Below are 19,516 nucleotides of genomic sequence, written 5' to 3'. Positions count from 1 at the left end.
CCAGCGGGTCGCGGCGTCGCGCCGGTTTCAGTTGGCGGGCAGCTCGATGGCGGCCAGGTCGATGTCGTAGGCCCCCGGTTGCAGACTCTTGCGAATCACCAGGGGGGGCTGCTGGTCGTTGCCGGCCGGGTTGAGCCCCAGGTCCACCATGCGCGGCTCGCCCAGGCGCCGTTTCTCGCTGTCCAGCAGCATCATGACCTTGGGCCGCAGGCGTCGGGTGCGACTCTCGGCGACCACCACGCCCACCTCGCCCGAGGACAACTCCACCAGACTGCCGGCGGGATAGACGCCGACGGCCTTGATGAAGGCCTCCACCAGTTCCGCCTGGAATTTGACGTCGCGCATCTCGTACAGGGTGCGGATCGCGCGGGATGGGGACTGGGCCCTGGCGTAGCTGCGATCGCTGGTGAGCGCGCTGTAGGTGTCGACGATGCCGGCGATGCGCGCCACCGCGGGAATGGCGTCCCGCTTCAGGCCGGTCGGGTAGCCGCTGCCGTCGAAGCGCTCGTGGTGGTAGGCGATCATGTCGACTACATCCTGGTTGTGGATGCCGCTCTCCGCCAGGATCTGCCGTCCGTGGACCACGTGTTCCCGCACCCGCTTTTTCTCCTCCCCGGTGAGCGGTCGCTCGGCGCGCAGCACCGCGGTCGGTACCCGCAGCTTGCCGATGTCCATCAACATGCCGCCCATGGCCAGGGAGCGCAGGTCGCGCCGGGGCAGGCCGAGCTCGCGGCCCAGGGAGACCGACCAGATCGCCACCGCCAGCGCCTTGTGGTAGCTGTACTCGTCGTGCTGCTTGAGCCGGGCCACCCACAGGCAGGCGTCGGGATTGCGGCTGATGCTGCCGATCAGGGGCTCCACCGAGCGCTTGAGCTGGATCTGGTCGATGTTGCCGCCGTGGCTGACCTTGTCGTAGACATCCAGCAGGTCGTCCACCAGTGATTCCAGCGCCGCCTCGGCCAGCGGTTGTTCCTGGAAGAAGTCGCTGTCGTCCCGGTAAATCCGCAGGTCGCGGCCCTGGAAGATGCGCTCCGCGGGCAGTCTGCGCCGCGTATTGCGCAGTTTGCTCTGCAGCGCCTGTTCGGGTTGGTAGCTTTTCAGGGTGTCCACCAGCACGTACTGGCAGTAATCCTGCAACTGTTCGATCTGGGCATGGGATTCCAGCCGGAAGCCCTGCACCGCAAAGGGGGTGTCCAGCCAGGACCGGTCCAGGCCGCTGACGAACATGCCCAGCTCGAGATCGGTGGTGTAGATTTTTATGGTTGATAGCATCGCCGGATTCGCACCCCGCCAGCCAGATTCCGTGATCTGCTTCGCAGTTTAGGGGGCGCGCCGCAGCGGTGCCGCTGTTTTCTGGCGAAAAGTCGAAAAACCTCTTGGGCGGCGCTACTCCTGGATTTCCCGGGCGATACGGAAGCCCACATCCGCCATGCGGGTTTTGCGGGGGGCCGAGGCGCGGGCGGTGGCGCGGATCGACCAGGCATCGGATTGCGCCGACCCGCCGCGCAGCTCCCGCAGCTCGCAATTGCCGAACAGCTGTGGCATGCCGTTGGCCGGCGGCGCGCTGTTGGCATCGATGCAGTCCTTGGTCCACTCCCAGACATTGCCGTGCATGTCGTACAGGCCCCAGCCGTTGGCCGCGAAACCGCCCACCGGCGCGACCTGGCCGTCGAGGGAGGTCCCGCAGTTCATGCAGTTCGCGCGTTTGTCCCCCGCCTCGTCGCCCCAGCTGTAGAGTTGTTGGGAGCCGGCGCGGGCGGCGTACTCCCACTCCGAGGAACTGGGCAGGCGGTAATAGTGGCCGGTTTCCCGGCTGAGCCAGGTGGCATAGGCCTCGGCGTCGTCCCAGCTGATGCCGGTGACGGGCAGGTCGTCGCCGCCCTCGGGGAAGGTGCGCAGCGCGGCGGACAGGGTGGCGGCGAGAAAATGGCGGTACTGGGCCCGGGTCGTCTCGGTCGTGGCCAGGGCGAGGGGGTAGTCGATGGTGATTTCGCCGGCGCCGTCGGGGCCGGCCTTGCCGCCCCCGATCACGAACTTGCCACGCGGCAAGACGATCATCGTGGGGCCGTCGCCGCCGGACTTGAGCTTTTCGGTAAATTCCTGGCCGCTGAAATACTCGTCGGCGCGAACCAGGCCGGTGCATATAGCGAAAATGAATAATATTGTGACGTGCACTTGTTTGAGCGTCATTACCACCACTCCTTCGCGATGGACCGCCTGCGGGGGCGCGGCCCCTATTCATCAGCATAGTTCAAGGGGGGCGACTTGCCGCCGAATCGCGACGCGCCAGGGGCGACTCTTTCCGGGCCTGTGATAGTCTGTGTCGCCAGGAGGACTGGCCCAGCGATGACACACAGCGACCCCGCCGCCGCAGCCGACAGCCCGGTGGCGACGCTGCCGCAAATGATCCGGCACCAGGCCGCCGCGCAACCCGCGGCCGCCGCCCTGTGGTGGCGGGGCGAGGCGATCAGCTACGGGTGGCTGCAGCGGCGTATCGAGCGGCTGGCTAGCCGTCTCGCCGCCGCGGGCCGCGCCGGGGAGCGGGTGGCGGTACTGGCCTGGAACTGCCCGGCCTTTGTCGAGTTGATCTACGCGGTCCCCGCCAGCGGCCGCGTCCTGGTGCCCCTCAACGTGCGCCTGGCGGCGAGCGAATGGTGTGACCAATTGCGCTCGGCGGGGGTGCGTACCCTGTTTGCCGGGGCGGACCTGCTGGCAACGCTTCGCGCCCACCCCGAGTGCCCGCCGGACCTGGAGCTGATCGCGCTCGACGGGGAATACGAGCGCTGGCTGGACACCGGGCCCCTGGCGCCGCCACCGGCGATACGGCCCGACGACCCGGTGTGGATTCTCTACACCTCCGGCTCGACCGGGCGCCCCAAGGGCGCGGTGCTGACTCACCGCTCCTTTCTCGCCGGTCTTGAATCGGCGGCCATCGGCCGACCGGTGTTGCCGGGGGACCGCTTTTTCTATCCCTTCCCCCTGTTCCACGTCGCCGCCCACAATGTCCTGTTGCAACACCGCCACGGGGCCGCGGTGGTGCTGGCGCCGCGCTTTGACGCCGGCGACACCCTGCGCGCCTGTCGCGAACTGGGGGTAACGACGATGTCGCTGGCGCCCACCATGATCGGCATGTTGCTGGACCATCCCGATTTCGCTCCCGGTGACCTGGCCGGTGTGCGCACCATCGGTTACGGCGCCTCCGCCATGCCCGAGACCCTGCTGCGGCGCCTGCTGGCGCAAACCCCGGTGGGCCTGTGCCAGAGCTACGGCATGACGGAGCTGTCGGGCAGCGTCAGTTTCCTGACCCCGGAGGATCACCGCCGGGCCGCGGAGAACTGTCCCGAGTTACTGCGGTCGGTCGGGCGGCCGCTGGCCAGCGTGGATATCCGGCTGCAAAACGCGCGCGGCGAGCGCTGCACAGCGGACGAGCCCGGGGAGGTGCTGGTGCGGGCGGCGCAGTGCATGGCCGGGTACTGGCGGGACCCGCTGGCCTCGGAAAAGGCGCTGGCGGACGGTTGGCTGCACACCGGCGACATCGGCCGCTTCGACACGGCGGGCTACCTCTACCTGGTGGATCGCAAGAAAGACATGATCATCAGCGGCGGCGAGAACGTCGCCTCGCGGGAAGTGGAGGAAACCCTGCGCCGCCACCGGGCGGTGCGGGACTGCGCGGTGATCGGCCTGCCCGATCCGCGCTGGGGCGAGGTGGTGGCGGCGGTGGTTCAACTGGCGCGGGAGGTGGCGGACGCCGAACTGGCCGATCACTGCCGGCGTTCACTGGCCGCCTACAAGACTCCGCGCCGCTGGCTGCGGGTGGAGGCCCTGCCGCTGAATGCCGCCGGCAAGGTGGATAAACCCGGCCTGCGCGGCCGGTATGCCGACGCCAATGCAGCGGGCCCGCGGGCATGACGACTATCTCCCCTGTGGGGCGGCATTCATTGCGCCGCTGTTTGGTCGAATGAATTCGACCCTACGCGCTGTGCGCTATCCCCTTGTAGGGCGGAATTCATTCCGCCGCTTTTGGTCGAATGAATTCGACCCTACGCGTTACGCGCGATCCCCTCGGTTGGGCGGCATTCATTGCGCCGCTGTTTGGTCGAATGAATTCGACCCTACACGTTACGCGCTATCCCCTCGGTCGGGCGGCATTCATTGCGCCGCTGTTTGGTCGAATGAATTCGACCCTACGCGTTACGCGCGATCCCCTCGGTCGGGCGGCATTCATTGCGCCGCTGTTTGGTCGAATGAATTCGACCCTACACGCTGTGCGCTATCCCCTTGTAGGGCGGAATTCATTCCGCCGCTTTTGGGGCGAATCAATTCGACCCTACACCGGGGGGCGCCCCGTGGGGTGCAATTCATGGCGTGGTTTTTTTGGTCGAATGAATTCGACCCTACGCCGGTGGAGGGGACGTCACCCTGTAGGGCGCAATTCATTGCGCCGCTTTTCAGGTCCGTTATTACGCCGATTCCTACACAAACAGGAGAACAACATGCCACAACGTCTTATTATCTCCCTGCTCATCGCCGTACTCGCGCCGCTGGCCGTGGCCGCGGATCCGGCGGGTCGTTGGCGCACCATCGACGATGACACCGGCGAGGCCCGCAGCATCGTGGAGATCTCGATGGCGGGGGGGACCCTCAGCGGCAAGGTGCTGCGCCTGTTCAATCCCACCGAACCCAACCCGCGCTGCACGCAATGCAGTGGCGAGCGCGAGGGCCAGCCGATCGAGGGCATGACCGTCCTCTGGGGCCTGGTGCCCGAGGATGGCGAGTGGGTGGACGGCCGGGTGCTGGACCCGGAGAGCGGCAAGGAGTACAACGCCAAAGTGAAGCTGGTCGACGATGGCGCCCGCCTGGAACTGCGCGGCTACCTGGGCATGCCCATGCTCGGCCGCACCCAGGTCTGGGAACGCGTCGAGTAATCCACGGTCAGAGCCGATTCACGCATATTCAATACGGAGCCGAAACCACGATGTCAGAGAATGCAACATATACCCCGCCCCGCGTGTGGCAGTGGGAGGGCCAGGAAGGCGGCCGTTTCACCAGTATCAACCGCCCCGTCGCCGGCCCCACCCACGACAAGGAGGTGCCGGTGGGCAAGCACCCGCTGCAGCTCTATTCGCTGGCCACGCCCAATGGCGTGAAGGTGACGATCATGCTCGAGGAGCTGCTGGCCCAGGGACACAGCGGCGCGGAGTACGACGCCTGGCTGGTCAATATCTCCGAGGGCGACCAGTTCGGCAGCGGTTTCGTGGCGGCCAACCCCAACTCCAAGATCCCCGCGATGGTGGATCGCAGCGGACCGGAACCCATCCGGATTTTCGAGTCCGGGGCCATCCTGATGCACCTGGCGGAGAAGTTCGGCGCCTTCCTGCCCGGACAGGCGGCGGCGCGGGCGGAGTGCCTGTCCTGGCTGTTCTGGCAGATGGGCAGCGCGCCTTTCCTGGGCGGTGGATTCGGCCATTTCTACGCCTACGCCCCGGAAAAACTGGAGTACCCCATCAACCGCTACACCATGGAGGTAAAGCGTCAGCTGGACGTGCTCGACCGCAATCTGGCGGAGCGTCGCTTCCTGGCTGGAGAGGACTACAGCATTGCCGATATGGCCACCTATCCCTGGTACGGGGTGTTGGTCACCGGCGATATCTACGAGGCCCAGGAGTTTCTCGACGTGCACGCCTATGCCAATGTATTGCGTTGGGCCAGGGAGATCGAGGCGCGCCCGGCGGTGCAGCGCGGCCGGCGGGTGAACCGCGTGTGGGGACCGGAGGAGGAGCAGGTGCCCGAGCGGCACGACGCCAGCGACCTCGATCTCTGAGCGCGTTTTCCGGCTTTTTTTGTGTGCAATATCACAGAATCCGCTACAGATGCATGCATCCGCGCCGAATACTTGCTATGGAAGACAGTGACAACTGCCGCACTGTAGGGGGTGCAGCATGGAAAAGGCGAGTGTGGGAACTCGCTCCGCTTCAGTAGTAGCGGAACAGGAGGCCTTCAGGGCGCGAATGGAAGACCAGTGCCGCCGGATCCGGGACTATCGCCGCAGCGTGATAGCGATGGAGCGGCGCTGGCTGACCCTGAACGAGGCCGCCGAGGAGTGGATCAAGCAATACGCGGGGGAGTACGCCGAGCGGCATCCGCTCGGCGCCGGCTGAACGAGTACCTGGGCCTAGCCCCATTTCTGGTTCGCCGCTTTGCTGCAGGGCGCGGTTTGAACCTGGCCGCCCTGCGCCTCGAGGCACAATCCACCTTTGTTGTGCAGGCGCCCGGCGCCGTCCAGCGACCACTTCTGGTCACCCGCTCCGCCGCAATTCTTCAGTACGGCGCTGGCGCCCGCCTCCTTGCCGTCACCGGCCAGGCCCACGCAGGCGCCGCCGTGACTGGCCAGGCGGCCCTGCTTGTCGAACTGCCATTTCTGGTTTTGGGCCTTGTCATTGCATTTGCGGCTCACCAGCTTCACGCCGGCCTTGCTGGGATTACCCGCGGCTTGCAGGCACTGGCCGTTGGGTAGCTTGAAGGCGCGAAAGGCTTTTTCTTCCTCCATGATTTTTTCGCCTTCCTCCTGCATTTTCTTAATGGCATCGGTGTTGAATTCGATGGCCGCCGCGCCGGCAACCCACAGGCCCAGCAGGCCGGCGAGGAGAGTTGCGTGTTTCATTGCTATCAACCTTTCAATAGTATGTCGGGTGCCTGTCTAAACTTAGATGTTGCCGGCTCGGGTGGCAACCTCCACTGGGCCGCGACCGGCCGGCTCTTTCTCTGACCACGCGGCGGGACGATTAGTTGCGTACAAAAACCCTCTTTTACGGTGTCTTGTTGATCCTGCTGTGCCTGCTGCTGGTGATTGGCACGCTGCTGGGCCTGGCCGCATCCAGCGCCGGCAGCCGCTGGCTGCTGGAGCGGGCGGGGGCGATAGCCGGCGGCGCCCTGGCCTGGGAGCGGGTCGAGGGCTCGCTGCTCGACACCCTCGAGCTGGAGGGGCTGCGCCTGGATCAGCCGGGGCTCAGTGTCACCGTGGAGCATCTGCGCTATGCCTGGCGGCCCGCCCGGCTGCTGACCGGCACGTTGTACGTGGACAGCCTGGCGGCGCGGGGTGTTGAGGTGGTGTTAGCGGACAGTGGCGAGCCCCCTAAGGACAGTGAGCCTTTCGATCCCGCCGCCCTCGAGCCGCCACTCGATATTGTACTGGGCTCCATCGCGCTGGATGCCATTGGCCTGCGTTCCGGCGAGGCCCCGCCCCAGCGGATTGACCGGGTGCGCCTCGCCGGCAGTGTGATCGACGGCCGGGTCGACCTGGCGCGCCTGGACGTGAGCGCGGCGGAAGGGGAGATCACCGGCGCGGGGCAACTGGCATTGGCCAGCGGCATGCCGGCCGGCCTGCAAATAGCCTGGCACTGGCGCCTGCCCGACGGCCGCCGCGCCGGTGGCGAGTTGAAGCTGGCGGGACACGCCGATCAATTGCGCGTCACCCACCGGGGCGATGGCGAGCTGCCGCTCGACCTGGACGGCACGCTGACTTCGCTGCTGAGCGAGCCGGGCTGGGACCTTGAGCTGAATTGGCCTGCGCTCGCTCTGGGAATTGGTGAGCAAAGCCCGCGCATCGGCCCCGGACAATTGCGTTCCAGCGGCACGCTCCAGCGCTACCAGCTGTCTTCAAGCGGGCAGTTGGCGGGGCCGGGCCATGATCCCCTGCAATGGGCTCTCGATGCCGCCGGTGATAGCGATGGAATCGAGATCGCAAACCTGGAGCTGGTCAGCGGGCCCTATCAGCTGGCGCTGGAGGGCGATGTCGGCTGGGCCGGGCCGATAAGCGCCGCGCTTGCCTACCGGGCCCGGGGCGAGGGTCTTGAGGCCTTCAACGCCGACCTGCCTTCCGAGTTACAGGCCGCGGGCCGCCTCGATCTGCACTTCGCCGGCGAGACCCTGGATCTGGAACGCCTGGATTTGGCCGTGGTCGATACACCGCTGCAAGTGATGCTGTCGGGTGCGGTGCAACTTCCCGCCGGGGGCGAGCCCGAGCTCGACCTGACCGTGAGCTGGAGCGATCTGCGCTGGCCGCTGCGGGGCGAGGCGATCGCCGGCAGCCCGGAGGGGCGGGCGGTCATTGGCGGAACGCCGACGCGCTGGCGTGGCAACCTCAGCGCCGATATGGCGGGCAGCCAGGTGCCGCCAGGGCACTGGCGGGCCGAGGTGAGCGGCAGTGACCGGGAATTGTGGCTGCAGGCGCTGCGCGGCGCCCTGTTGGCGGGCGACATTACCTTGCAAGGCCACGCGGCCTGGGTTCCGGCCCCGTCCTGGGAGATGCGGCTGGAGGGGCGGGGCCTGGAGCCGGGACGCTGGCGTCCCGAACTGCGGGGCCAACGGGCCCTGGACCTGGATTTGGACACCCGGGGGCGCATCGACAGTGAAACCGGGATCAGCGCCGAAGTGGTGCTCGAGCGCCTGGCGGGCGAGATCGCGGGGCGCGCGATCGATCTGCGCGCGCGGGGGCTGGTTGAAGGCGAGTTGATGGAACTGAAGAACCTGGCCCTGGACAGCGGTGGCAACCGCCTGCGGGCGGACGGGCGGGTCGACGGCGACCAGCTGGCGCTCGACTGGTCGCTGGAGGCGCCGGCCCCCGGGGAACTGCTAGCGGGAGCGGGCGGCGCCCTGTCCGCCCGCGGCCGTGTGTCCGGCAGTACGCAGCAACCCCGTGTCCAGGCCAGCCTGGAGGGCCGCGAGTTGCAATGGCAGGGACAGTCGCTGAGCTCGCTCGCTCTGGAAGTACAGGCGGGCCTGGCGGGGGACGCTCCACTGCGCCTGGATCTCGAACTCGGGGCGCTGTCCGCCGGTCCGGCGGCGGACCAGGCATTGCTGGAGTCCGCCGTCTTCAGGGCCCGCGGCAGTACCGGTAGCCACACGTTGAACCTCGATGTCCACGGGATCACCGAGCAGCTTCAGGCGCGGTTCGACGGTGGATACGATATTGCCGGCGGCAGTTGGCGGGGCGCGGTGGCCGCGCTTGCTCTCGACAGCGAAGCTGGCGGTCACTGGCAGCTGGACGCCACGGCCCCCTTGTCGCTGTCGGCCGCCCGGGTGACGCTCGCCGATACCTGCCTGCAGTCCCCCGGTGTCGACGAGCATCCTCCAGCCCGGTTCTGCGCCAGCGGTGATTGGCGGGCAACGGGGGGCGCCGATTTCGCCGCCAGCCTGGAATCCCTGTCGCTGGCGCGCCTGTTGCCCGACCTGAGCGGCGCGGTGAACGGGGAGTTGCGGGTGGCAATGGCCGCGGACGGGGCGCTCGAAGGACGCGGGGATTTTGCCGTCGAGCCCGGCGAGCTGCGGGTGGAAACCCCTGCGGGGGTACAGCGCTTGCACCACGGCGGCGGCCAGCTCGATCTGAATATTGACCGCGGCGGCCTGGTGGCGACCCTGGGCCTGAGGCCCCTGGAAACCGGGCAAGTGCGGGCCGAGCTGCAACTGCCCGCCATGAGCCGGCTACCGCTGGCTGATCCCCAGCCACTCACGGGCCGACTGGAGCTGGACTTGCCCGATCTCAGCGGCCTGCAGGGCTGGGTGCCGGAGCTGGAGGCGGTCCGCGGGCGCCTGCAGGGCGATTTGCGCCTGGGCGGCACCCTGGGCCAGCCGACGCTCGAGGGGCAGCTGGCGCTGGCGGAGGCGGCCGCGGATGTGCCGCTGGCCGGTTTGGAGCTGCGTGACCTCGACCTGCGCTTGCAGGCGGACCCGTCCCCGGCGGGCCAGCTACGCATTCGCGGTGGCCTGAGTTCGGGCGGGGGCCGCTTGACCCTGGCCGGGGACCTGGAGACAGAGACTGGCGTGTTGGCCATGACGCTGCGGGGCGACCGGGTGGAGGTCTACAACACCGCGGATGCGCGCGCCCTGTTGTCGCCCGACCTCGATATCCGTTTCGGCGACGACATCCTGCGGTTGCGCGGCAAGGTGGCCGTCGCGGAGGCGCGCATCACACCGAAACTGGGGCTCAGTCCCGGGGTCGCGCCGGAGGAGGTGGCCGTGGCGGAACCCGAAGCGGCCGCATCGCAGACCGAACCTGATCCGGGCCGCATCGTCGCGCCCTCCCCCGATGTGGTGATTCTCGGCGAACCGGCGGGGGGCGCGGTCACCGAGGCGCCGGCGTCGCCGCTGCGCATCGACAGCGAGGTGGAGCTGGTGCTGGGCGACAGGGTTCGGGTGAGCGCGCTGGGCTTTGCCGGGAGCATCACCGGCGGTGTCATTTTCCGCAACCACCCGCGCCAGGCTTCGTTGATGCCCACCGCAGACGGCCGCCTCAACATCGAGGGTGGCACCTTCCGCGCCTTCGGCCAGGACCTGGAGATCGAGACCGGGGAAGTGCTGTTCCGCGGCGGGCCGGTGACCGAGCCGGAGGTCAATTTGCGCGCGGTGCGCTGGATCGACAACGACCCCCTGGTCAGCGCCGCCGGGGTGCAGGTGACCGGCCCCCTCGCCACGCCGGCCATGGAGCTGTTTTCCCGGCCCCAACTCGACCCAACGGAGATCCAGTCCTACCTGCTCACCGGGCATTCCGCCGCCAGCCGGGAATCGGCCCTCAGCATCGGCACCTACCTGCACCCCAAACTCTATGTGGGTTACGGCTACAACCTGCTGGAGGAAACCAGCGAGTTCGACGCGCTCTATACCATCACGCCCCGTTACGGGGTGGAGGCCAATGTGGGCGAGGCGGACAATAACCTGGGGGTGACCATTACCTATGAGCACTGAGCTGGTCCGGCGCCTGGTTGCCGTCGCATTGCTGCTACTGCTGCTACCCCTGCAGGCCGGCGCGGCGCGCGATAACGGGCGTGTGGTCGTGGTGGTGGAGGGTGTCGAGGGTGAACTGCTGGATAACGTGCGCGCCTCGTTGAGCATCGCCCGCGACCGGAAGCGACTGACGGCGGTGTCGATACAGGAGCGACACGGAAAGGCGCAACGCGAGATTGAGCGCGCACTGCAGCCCTTCGGCTACTACCGGGTACAGGTGGAGGCGACGCTGGACGAGCCGGCGTCACCGGAACGCGCCTGGTGGGCCCGCTACCGCATCGACGCCGGACCGCCCCTGCCTGTCGGCGCCGTGGATATCCGCTTTGAGGGCCGCGGCGCCGATTTCCTGGACAAGGATGCCTTTGCCGGGGCATTCCCCCTCGCCGCGGGCGACATACTGGACCACCGGCGCTACGAGGCGGCCAAACGCAGCCTGCTCGAGGAGGTGCGGCGCCAGGGCTATCGCCGGGCCCACTACCGGGCGCACAGGGTGGAGGTGGATCTCGAGCGCTACAGCGCCCGGATCGAGTTGGTGGTGGCGCCCGGTCGACAGTCGGTGATCGGCCCCATTACCTTCGAGCAGGACCGCTTCGATACGGCGTACCTCGAGCGCTACCTGGTGCTCCAGCCCGGCGACCCCTACAACAGCGGCGCATTGTCGCGTCAGCGGCAGGCGCTGAGTCGCAGCGGCCACTTTAGCGAGGTGGAGATCGAGCCGCAGCCACCGGTTCCCGGTCAACCGGGTGTGGTGCCGCTGAAGATTCGCCTGCAAACGTTCCCCAACAACCGCTACCGCGGGCGCCTGGGCTGGGGCACCGATACCGGTGTAGGTACACAGCTGGACTGGACCCGCCGCTACGTCGGCGGCCGCGGCCAGCACTTCAACCTCGGCCTTGCCCTGGTGGAGGAGCGCCGCAAACTGGCGGGGGATCTCAATTATGTGATCCCGCTCGACCCGCTTGCCGGTAGCCGGCTTGTGTTGGGCGCACGTCACGAGAGCAAGGACCTGACCTACCAGGACGTGGGGCTGGCGCGAGGCGGTGAGACGCGTATCGCCACCAACCTGCTGTCCGCCACATGGCATCAGCCGCGGCGGCAGTGGGGTGCATTCGAACTGCGCTCCGAACTCGGTGTGAGTCTGGTGGGTGAAACCTACGATATGTTCGAAGTGTTGTTTGGCTACTTGTCGAAGGCTGATCAGGAGGGTTTTATCGACGCCATCGGCGAGGAGACTTACAACACGCTTACCCCCGACTTCGAGGCGGTGGTACCGCGCGCGCGCTTGGCCCTGCGTCGCAGTGACGACCGACTGTATATCCGCAGTGGCGACTATTTAGACCTGCAGCTACTGGGGGCGGACGAGGCGCTGGGCTCCAATATCAGCTTCTGGCAGGCGCGCCTGGATACCTGGCATATCCGCTCCCTGGGCGAGCGCAGCCGCCTGCTGCTGCGCACTGAAATGGGCTATAGCGAGGCGGAGAGCAAGGAAGCGCTGACGGTTAACTTCAACCAGATGCCGGAATATTACGAATTTCGCGCCGGTGGCGTGCGCAGTGTGCGCGGCTACGGCTTTGAGACGCTCTTTCCCATTGATACCATCACCGGCGGCAAGCACGAACTGGTCGCCAGCCTCGAATACGAATACGAGGTGATTCCCGACTGGAGCGTGGCGACCTTCGTCGACGGCGGTAACGCCTTCAACAGCTGGGAAGACTACGAACCCAAGGTCGGCGTGGGCCTGGGGCTGCGCTGGCGCTCGCCGGTGGGTCTGGCGCGCATCGACCTCGGCGTCCCCCTGGACGACGCCGACGACAGTTTTCAGGTTTACATCACGGTCGGACCGGAATTCTGACCCGTGGTATCCGTCTCGCGGCGCGGGTCGGGTGCGGTCGCCTCCTTGAGCTTGTCGAAACTCAGCAGTTTGTCGCGCAGGCGCAGGGAGTAGGTGACAAAGTTCGACAGCGCGCCCGCGTCGCGGCGGTCGGGATGCGCCATCAGGCTCAGTAACTCGCGGTTGCTGTCGTCGATGACCGCCTGGAGGCTGGTGGCTTTCTGCTTCACCTCGGCGGTTTCGTCCCGCAGCAGGGACTTGCGAATCTCATCGAACAGCCCCAGCGTGTGGCTGGAAATTTCCCGGACCATCAGCACCACGTCGCTCTTCAACTCGACATATTGGGTTTTCATCGTCTTTTTGGTGTTGAAGAGATCCTCGATCGAGTCGTGGACCTGGAACAGGTAGTCGTAGCGGGTGATCAGCGCCAGCAGCTCCCGCGATTCGCGCTCGTCGCCGATACTGGTCACCACGCGGGAGAAATAGGCCCGGTACTCCTGCTCCAGGAACTCGATGTACTGGATGCGCTTGTGCGAGGCCTCGAAAATACTGCGGTAGCCCGACTCGATGCTCAGGGTGACCAGGTTGTAGTTTTCCTGGAGGAAGCCCAGCAGCGGCGCCAGGTTCGCCCGCAGCCTGCCGCGTACCGCGTCGAAATCATCGCCTTCGCCGAGTTTCGGCAGTTCCAGGCGTTCGAAGTCCATCTTGCCCTCGCCGACAAGGGCATCGACAAGGCGGGTAAACGGGTTGACCAGGGCGATGAAAATCAGGCTGGTGACCAGGTTGAACACCAGGTGAATATTGGCGAGCGCGATGGCGGGTTCGGTGTCGATCTCGTTGAGCCGGTGACCGAACACCAGCAGCGCCGGCAGGAAAATCAGCACGCCGCTGACATTGAACAGGAAGTGACTCAAGGCGGTTTTCTTGGCCGCCAGGTCCATGTTGAAAATTGCGATCAGGGCGGTGGCGGTGGTGCCGATGTTGGCGCCCATGACGATCGGTACCGCGTTTTCGAGGCTGAGCAGGCCCTGTTGGGCGAAAATGATGGCCAGGCCGGTAGTGACCGAACTCGACTGCACCATGGCGGTGAACGCGCAGCCAACCAGAATCGCCAGCAGGGGGCTCTGTGGTTGAAGCAGGTATTTTACCAGTGCCGGTTCCTGTTGCAGTGGCTGCAGGGAGTCGGAGATCAGGTTGAGGCTGAAAAACACAAAACCGAAATAGAAGATCGACTTGCCGAACAGCGCGGCGCGCGAACGCACCAGCGACAGGATAAAACCGATAATGATAATGGCCGGGGCGAAGGCGGTGAGCTTGAATGCCACCAGCTGGGCGGTGACGGTGGTACCGACATTGGAGCCGAAAATAATACCGACGCTGTTCTTGAAAGAGAGGACGCCGGCGTTGACCAGACTGATGGTGATCACCGAGGTCGCCGAGCTGGACTGGATGACCGCGGTGACCAGCGCGCCGATCAGGAGTCCGACCAGCGGAATCCGGGTTGCACGGGACAGAAAGCGGCGAAAGCGCTCGCCGGACAGGCGTTCGATCTCCGAGGAAAAATTTTCCAGCCCGAAGATAAACAGTATGATGGCCGTCAACCCGGCCATTACCACGTGGAGATATTCCATCTCTGCGCGCGATCGTATCCTGTGGTGAGCAATTCAGGGGGCCTGCCCGACATGCGGCCGGGCAGGCCCCCGCCGCATCTTTAGCATAGAACCGGTGCGAAGTTTACGCTACCTCTACTTGCGTCAATGGCGGGCGCTTCACTTAATTCGAAGTACGGTCGGCTTGTTATGTAACAGGCCTTTATCTATGCTGGAAGCCCCGTTGTAGAACGTTGTCAGCCGTATGCCCTATTCCCGTATTCCCCCCGCACTCTGCCTGTGCCTGGTGTTGTCAGCCTGTGGCATTCAAGTTTCGCGCATTCCCGCCGATACGCTGGATCAACCGCGTGCCGAAGGACCCTTGCCGGCGGATATGATGGCGGCCATGGAGCGTGATATTCGCGACGTAGTCACCACTATTCATCGCAGTGGTACAGGCCAGGCGGTATATCGTGGTGAGAAGTTCGACGACTACCGGGTTGAGGGTCGCCTGCTGCATCGGGAGCCGACGTTGCGCGATCGCTATACCGGCGAGTCCTATCACTGTAGCCAGGTGCAAGTGATGGCGAAACTGAACTATCACCGCACTTACTATGATCGGGAGTCGCAGCGCGTGGGGGTGAGTAATCGCGAGCGCCTGCAGCGCACCGATCGGCTTTGTACCTACGACAGCGCCCGGGACGTCTACGAAGCGGGCGAGGTTGTCGTGACCGACGATTGACGCATTCGGAGATTCGAGATGGCGACGAGCGCCTGCGGGGCCTGTAATGAACCCATGACAACCGGGCTGTCCGCCTGCCCTCGCTGTGGCGCCGCCAGCGATGGCGGGGGCGCCCCCGGCGCGGTGCTGGACCACCGTGGCTTTAGTACAGCCGTCGAGGACGGCAGCTTGACATTCCGCGTGCGCGGCGCGGGCGTCGGCCCCGGTTACCTGGCGAGCCAGTTGTTCCTGGGCGCGGTGCTGGGCTTCATCCTGGACATGCTCGCCGGCAGCGGCGGTATCGCCACACTGTCTGGCATGCTGCTGTTTTTCCTGATTACGCTGGTCATCGCCGCGGTGCGTTTTCGCGATCAGACCTTTTCCCTCGAGGGTGGGGATATCGTCAAGGACGACCTGCGCATGCCGGTCGACGGTATTTCCGAAGTGTTGCTTTACAACAAGCATCTGGGCGGGGAAGTGACCGGGGCCAAGCGCCAGGGCAACGGCTTTTTTATCGTCGGCACCGGAGTCACGGGTGTCAGCCTGGTTGTGGGCGCGGCCCTGAGCAACGCCGCGTCGGCGCTGGGCTCGGATATGCGCCGCATTCGCAAGCGCAGCCTCGCCAAGCGCGGCAACCAGCTGTGCGTGCGCCTCGGCGCGAAACGGGTTCCACTGGCCAGTCACCTGCGCCAGGACCAGGCGGTCTCCCTGTTCGAATCGCTGACCGAGACCCTGGAAAAGCCCGCGGCCGCGGCGCGCTCGGCGGCTGCCGGAAGCTCGCCCGCCACCCCGGCTCCGCGGGGCTTTGCGCGGCGCATGCCGGCCTACAACGCGCTCGACGCCACCCGCTACCGATTGTTGGTCGCGGTCCTGGCCGTGGCCGTGGTGGATAGCCTGGCCGGGCTACTGAACAGCCTTGTCGGTGGTGCTGGCGCCGGATGGCTCGCCTCCGCCTTCGCCCTGGTGAACACGGTTTCCCATGTGGCCTGGATAGCCCTGGCGGGCTTGTTGATACTGCAGGCGAGGCACAAACGGCCCGAGTTCATGGGCCTGCTGGGACTGTGCGTCGCCATCAAGTCAGTGGTGCTGGTGGCGGGTGGGGGGCTTTGGCTGAGCGCGCTGTCGCCCTTTGCCCTGGTGGCGTTCTGGGCCGCGCTGGCGTCCGTGGAGCTGCGGCAGGGCCCCGGCGTTCGCCTGTTCAGTTACGGCGGCCTGTCGGTGCTGTGGCTGATCTGGTCGGTGTTGTTTGCGCGCATGTTGTATGCACTCGATAGCGGCGCGGGTCATGTCCCGGTACCTTTCGGCACGCAACTGGTGGTAGCCGGCTGCCTGTTGCAGATTGCCTGCCTGTACCAGCTGTGGCGGCAACTCGCTCCGCGCCCGGCTAGCTAGCAAGCCACGTAGTCCGGGGGGCGGCGGCCGGCGCCGCCCCCGCTCAATTGTTCAGCCAGTTCCCGCTCTCGTCCGCCACCACCCACAGGCGTGAAAACCAGTAGTACTCGCCGGTTTGGCCGGTGGGCGCCGTGCAGTTGATTTTGTTGCGCCCGGCGGCCAGCGCGGGCAGCTTCACCGCGATGGTCGATTCTTCGCGCTCCACGACAAGCCCCTCGCCGCTGGCGGCAAAGCAATTCACGGATTTCGAGAACGCCGGGCCGCCGGTTTGGATTTGCAGGAGTAATGCCTTCGGTAGAGGCTCTCCCGGTCGCAATACATGGGGTTGGTCTCCGGCCTCCCTGGCGGGCAGGGGCCTGGATTTCAGGGCCATTTCCAGCCGCTCCAGGCTGCCAAAGTTTTGCGACATGGCAAAGCGCGGCACCTGGTTGCGCGGGGTGCGGGGTCCCAGGGCGCCGGATTGCTGCGCCAGGCCGGCGAAGCCCAGTGATTGCACCAGGCCGAGACTGTCCCGGCTGTACTCGCCGAAGGGGTAGGCGAATATCATTGGCACGGTGGTGCCCAGGGCCTCCTCGATACGCTGGTGGCTATGCTGGATTTCGCCGCGCACGCGCGCTTTCCAGGCCGCCGGGGTTTCGCCCTCGCGGCGAGCCTCCAGGTGGTCGTGGCTGAGCGAGTGGGAGCCGAATGTCGCCAGGCCCGACCGCTGCATCTCCCGCGCCTGCGACCAGGTCATGAACTGGCCGAAGCCGGCGTCCAGCGATTGCGTGGCGACAAACACCGAAAAAGGCATGCCCCGGTCCCTCAGCGCCGGATACGCGGTGTCGTAAACCGAGGCGTAGGCGTCGTCGAAGGTGATCGCCACGGCGTTGTCGACGGTCTCGCCACGGGCCTCGATGTCCTCGAGCAGCCGCGCGAGGGGTACCACCTGAAAACCGTTGTCGTCGATCCAGTCGAGGTGGCGCTGGAATTGCTCCGGGGAGATGCGGGTACTGGCGGGGCCGGTGTCCGATACCCGGTGGTACAGCAGGATGACCGCATGATCCTCCGCGGCCGTCACCGCGGCTGTAAACAGCTGCAGACAGAGCAGCGCGATGCCCAGGCCGCGTTTCATGTGTCGGCCACCGCCTCGAGCAGGTCCGCATTCTGTCGCATCAGCGCCCGGATCTCCTCGACATAGGCGTCGCGTCGCTGGGAGTATTGGCTGAGCCCGGCCACCAGCGCCGGGCCGGTTACGGCCTTGTCGCGCGAGCGTAAGCCCGCGCGCAGGTCGCGAAACGGCCGGTAGCGGTCGTGGGTGTTCAGGTTGTTCATGTATTGGCGGATGCTCTCGGCGATCGAGTCGAAAGCCTGGATCTCGTGCCTTGCGCCGGCGGCGCGCCGGGCCGGCACGATACCGCAGCCGGGTTGGTAGCACCACTGGCCGAACAGGTTATTGGCCTGCACCGCAAAGCGCGAGCGGCCCCACCCCGATTCCTTGGCGGCCTGCGCCAGGGCCAGCGCCGGCGGCACGATGTCCACCCGGCGCAGCAGGGTATCGAGTACCGCCGGCAGTTGTTCCGGGTCGAAGGCGACCCCGTAGCTGCCGCAGAGGGCCTCCAGCCAGCGCCGGTCTTGCCAGGACGGCGCCTCGCCGGCGTCCTGGCGGCTGGCGATGGACCGCAGGCGCTCACGATCGCGCAGGATTGTGGCGTTGGCGTCGCGGACCAGGGGTAGCAGGTGGCCGTAGAAGGCCTGTTTGCGCGCGTCGACATCACCGATGGCGCGCATGTCGGGCATCGGCGGATACGCCGGCGGCCGCAGTGCCAGCCACATCAGCAATAGCAGCGCGAGCAAGGCCAGGGCGGCGAGTGTATAGCGCCGCGCGGGACTCCAGTGGCCGGTGGGCTCACTCAGCCGCATCGGCCCGCAGCGCGTTCAGTGTGGCGGCATCCGGGTAGCCATCGGCCGGCAGCCGCACCTCCAGCTGGAAAGCGCGTAGCGCCGCCCGGGTGCGGCTGCCCAGCACGCCGTCGAGCGGTCCGGGGTCCAGGCCCCGGTCCAGCAGGGCCTGTTGGGCGTGCTTCAGTTCGGCGATCGGCAGTGGTGGCGTCTCGGGATCGCCGTAATCGGCGGGCGGCGCGCCGGCCAGTCGATCCGCCAGCAGGCCCACCGACAGGGCGTAGCTCTGTGACTGGTTCCAGCGCATGATCACGTCGAAATTGTCATACACCAGAAACGCCGGCCCCGCGTGGCCCGCGGGAACCAGCAGCGCGGCTGTCACGTCGGTTCCGGGCAGGGGGCCGCCGTTGGCGCGCAAAACACCCCGGGAAGACCAGCTGGCGAGCGGGGCGGATTGGTCCCGCCCGGCCCAGCGGTAGTCGAAATCCGGCGGCAGGCGCACCAGCCTGCCCCAGCGCAGGCCCGGCTGCCAGCCCAGCGCCTTGAGGAAGTTGGCCCCCGAGGCGAGTGCGTCCCGTTCGCTGCGCCACAGGTCGATCTTCCCGTCGCCATCGCCATCGACGGCGTAGCGCAGGTAGGACGAGGGCATGAACTGGGTGTGCCCCACGGCCCCGGCCCAGGAGCCCACCATGTGTTCCGCCTCCAGGGATTCGCGGTCCATCAGGCGCAGGGCGTTGACGAATTCCCTGGTGAAAAAGGTCGCCCGGCGCGGGTCACAGGCGAGGGTGGCCAGGGAATCGAGGGTGGGCATGTTGCCGAGGTAGCCGCCGTAGTTGGTTTCCAGGCCCCAGAAGGCGACCAGGTAGCGCGCCGGGACGCCGTGGCGCCGTTGCAAGTCGGCCAGGAAGTCGCCGTGCTTGGCCAGCATCTGGCGGCCGCGGCTCACCCGCTCCGGGCTGACGCGGCGGTCGACATAGGCGGCGAAGGTCTGTATGAACTCAGGCTGCTGCTGGTCCAGCTCCAGCACCCGCTGTTGCTGTTCCAGCGCTGGCACGGTGGCCTCGACCAGGCCGGGGGGGATGCCCTGGGCGAGCGCGTGTGCCGCCAGGCGCTCGCGGCAGGCCGGGAACTCCTCCGCCGCCAGAGCGGGCAGGGCGAGGAGCAGGGACAGGCCGAGGGCGAAGCGGCCCCGCGGCCGCCCGCGGAGGTGTATTGACCGAGTAATGCTGTGCACCGGTGTCATGGACCCTGTTGTGGTGAATGGCGTATGCCGCCGCAGTCTACCATGTCGACGTGGCGGGATTGAGACCGTGCCGCGGGGTT

Annotated in this window: 15 protein-coding genes; 8 read left to right on the top strand and 7 right to left on the bottom strand. The window is 66.7% G+C overall.

The features are described 5' to 3' along the window. Positions 1-27: 27 nt before the first annotated feature. Both JYP50_RS14610 and JYP50_RS14605 read right to left on the bottom strand, forming a co-directional pair. Positions 28-1,272, bottom strand: a complete 1,245-nt coding sequence (locus JYP50_RS14610; RefSeq protein WP_206561285.1) for an HD-GYP domain-containing protein — start codon at positions 1,270-1,272, stop codon at positions 28-30. 114 nt (positions 1,273-1,386) lie between these two features. Beyond that, the gene (locus tag JYP50_RS14605; RefSeq protein ID WP_206561284.1) at positions 1,387-2,190 is read right to left on the bottom strand and encodes a formylglycine-generating enzyme family protein; all 804 of its coding nucleotides are present in this window, start codon (positions 2,188-2,190) and stop codon (positions 1,387-1,389) included. A 156-nt stretch (positions 2,191-2,346) separates the two neighbouring features. On the opposite strand from JYP50_RS14605, the gene JYP50_RS14600 reads away from it, so the two are divergent. The 4 genes from JYP50_RS14600 (at position 2,347) to JYP50_RS14585 (ending at position 6,158) form a co-directional block, all read left to right on the top strand. Continuing rightward, positions 2,347-3,909 (top strand): AMP-binding protein, encoded by a 1,563-nt coding sequence (locus tag JYP50_RS14600; protein ID WP_206561283.1) that lies wholly within the window; start codon positions 2,347-2,349, stop codon positions 3,907-3,909. Positions 3,910-4,493: 584 nt separating this feature from the next. Continuing rightward, entirely contained in the window at positions 4,494-4,925 is a 432-nt protein-coding gene (locus JYP50_RS14595; protein ID WP_206561282.1) for a DUF2147 domain-containing protein, read from the top strand. Positions 4,926-4,975: 50 nt separating this feature from the next. Further along, positions 4,976-5,821, top strand: coding sequence for a glutathione-dependent disulfide-bond oxidoreductase (gene yghU, locus JYP50_RS14590; protein ID WP_206561281.1), 846 nt, complete (start codon positions 4,976-4,978; stop codon positions 5,819-5,821). A gap of 118 nt (positions 5,822-5,939) precedes the next feature. Beyond that, entirely contained in the window at positions 5,940-6,158 is a 219-nt protein-coding gene (locus JYP50_RS14585) for a hypothetical protein (protein ID WP_206561280.1), read from the top strand. Between the two features lie 14 nt (positions 6,159-6,172). On the opposite strand, the gene JYP50_RS14580 is transcribed toward JYP50_RS14585, so the two are convergent. Next, positions 6,173-6,661: an RICIN domain-containing protein gene (locus tag JYP50_RS14580; RefSeq protein ID WP_206561279.1), complete on the bottom strand. Its 489-nt coding sequence runs from the start codon at positions 6,659-6,661 to the stop codon at positions 6,173-6,175. Between the two features lie 125 nt (positions 6,662-6,786). Here JYP50_RS14580 and JYP50_RS14575 point away from each other — a divergent pair, with 125 nt between their 5' ends. Beyond that, positions 6,787-10,740 (top strand): translocation/assembly module TamB domain-containing protein, encoded by a 3,954-nt coding sequence (locus tag JYP50_RS14575; RefSeq protein WP_206561278.1) that lies wholly within the window; start codon positions 6,787-6,789, stop codon positions 10,738-10,740. Then, on the top strand, positions 10,730-12,631 hold the full coding sequence (locus JYP50_RS14570) for an autotransporter assembly complex protein TamA (protein ID WP_206561277.1): 1,902 nt from the start codon (positions 10,730-10,732) through the stop codon (positions 12,629-12,631). Before JYP50_RS14575 ends, JYP50_RS14570 begins: the two co-directional genes overlap by 11 nt. On the opposite strand, the gene JYP50_RS14565 is transcribed toward JYP50_RS14570, so the two are convergent. Beyond that, on the bottom strand, positions 12,604-14,241 hold the full coding sequence (locus tag JYP50_RS14565) for a Na/Pi cotransporter family protein (protein ID WP_206561276.1): 1,638 nt from the start codon (positions 14,239-14,241) through the stop codon (positions 12,604-12,606). The genes JYP50_RS14570 and JYP50_RS14565 overlap by 28 nt on opposite strands. Positions 14,242-14,464: 223 nt before the next feature. On the opposite strand from JYP50_RS14565, the gene JYP50_RS14560 reads away from it, so the two are divergent. Both JYP50_RS14560 and JYP50_RS14555 read left to right on the top strand, forming a co-directional pair. Then, positions 14,465-14,941 carry a hypothetical protein gene (locus tag JYP50_RS14560; protein ID WP_206561275.1) on the top strand — a complete coding sequence of 159 codons (477 nt, stop codon included), beginning with the start codon at positions 14,465-14,467 and terminating at the stop codon, positions 14,939-14,941. Between the two features lie 54 nt (positions 14,942-14,995). Then, the gene (locus tag JYP50_RS14555; RefSeq protein ID WP_206561274.1) at positions 14,996-16,312 is read left to right on the top strand and encodes a hypothetical protein; all 1,317 of its coding nucleotides are present in this window, start codon (positions 14,996-14,998) and stop codon (positions 16,310-16,312) included. 43 nt (positions 16,313-16,355) lie between these two features. Here the strand turns inward: JYP50_RS14555 and JYP50_RS14550 are convergent, their stop codons facing one another. The 3 genes from JYP50_RS14550 to JYP50_RS14540 are packed head-to-tail and all read right to left on the bottom strand — an operon-like array spanning position 16,356 to position 19,436. Beyond that, positions 16,356-17,426: a polysaccharide deacetylase family protein gene (locus JYP50_RS14550; protein WP_206561273.1), complete on the bottom strand. Its 1,071-nt coding sequence runs from the start codon at positions 17,424-17,426 to the stop codon at positions 16,356-16,358. Continuing rightward, on the bottom strand, positions 17,423-18,214 hold the full coding sequence (locus JYP50_RS14545) for a glucosaminidase domain-containing protein (RefSeq protein WP_206561272.1): 792 nt from the start codon (positions 18,212-18,214) through the stop codon (positions 17,423-17,425). Before JYP50_RS14545 ends, JYP50_RS14550 begins: the two co-directional genes overlap by 4 nt. Then, on the bottom strand, positions 18,201-19,436 hold the full coding sequence (locus JYP50_RS14540) for a lytic murein transglycosylase (RefSeq protein WP_206561271.1): 1,236 nt from the start codon (positions 19,434-19,436) through the stop codon (positions 18,201-18,203). The genes JYP50_RS14545 and JYP50_RS14540 overlap by 14 nt, the downstream gene beginning before the upstream one ends. Positions 19,437-19,516: the final 80 nt, after the last annotated feature.

The sequence above is a fragment of the Parahaliea mediterranea genome (assembly GCF_017255185.1).
Classification (GTDB): Bacteria; Pseudomonadota; Gammaproteobacteria; order Pseudomonadales; family Halieaceae; genus JAFKCZ01.
Note: the sequence above shows the minus strand (reverse complement) of the source record. Positions and strands in the feature narration are given on the sequence as shown.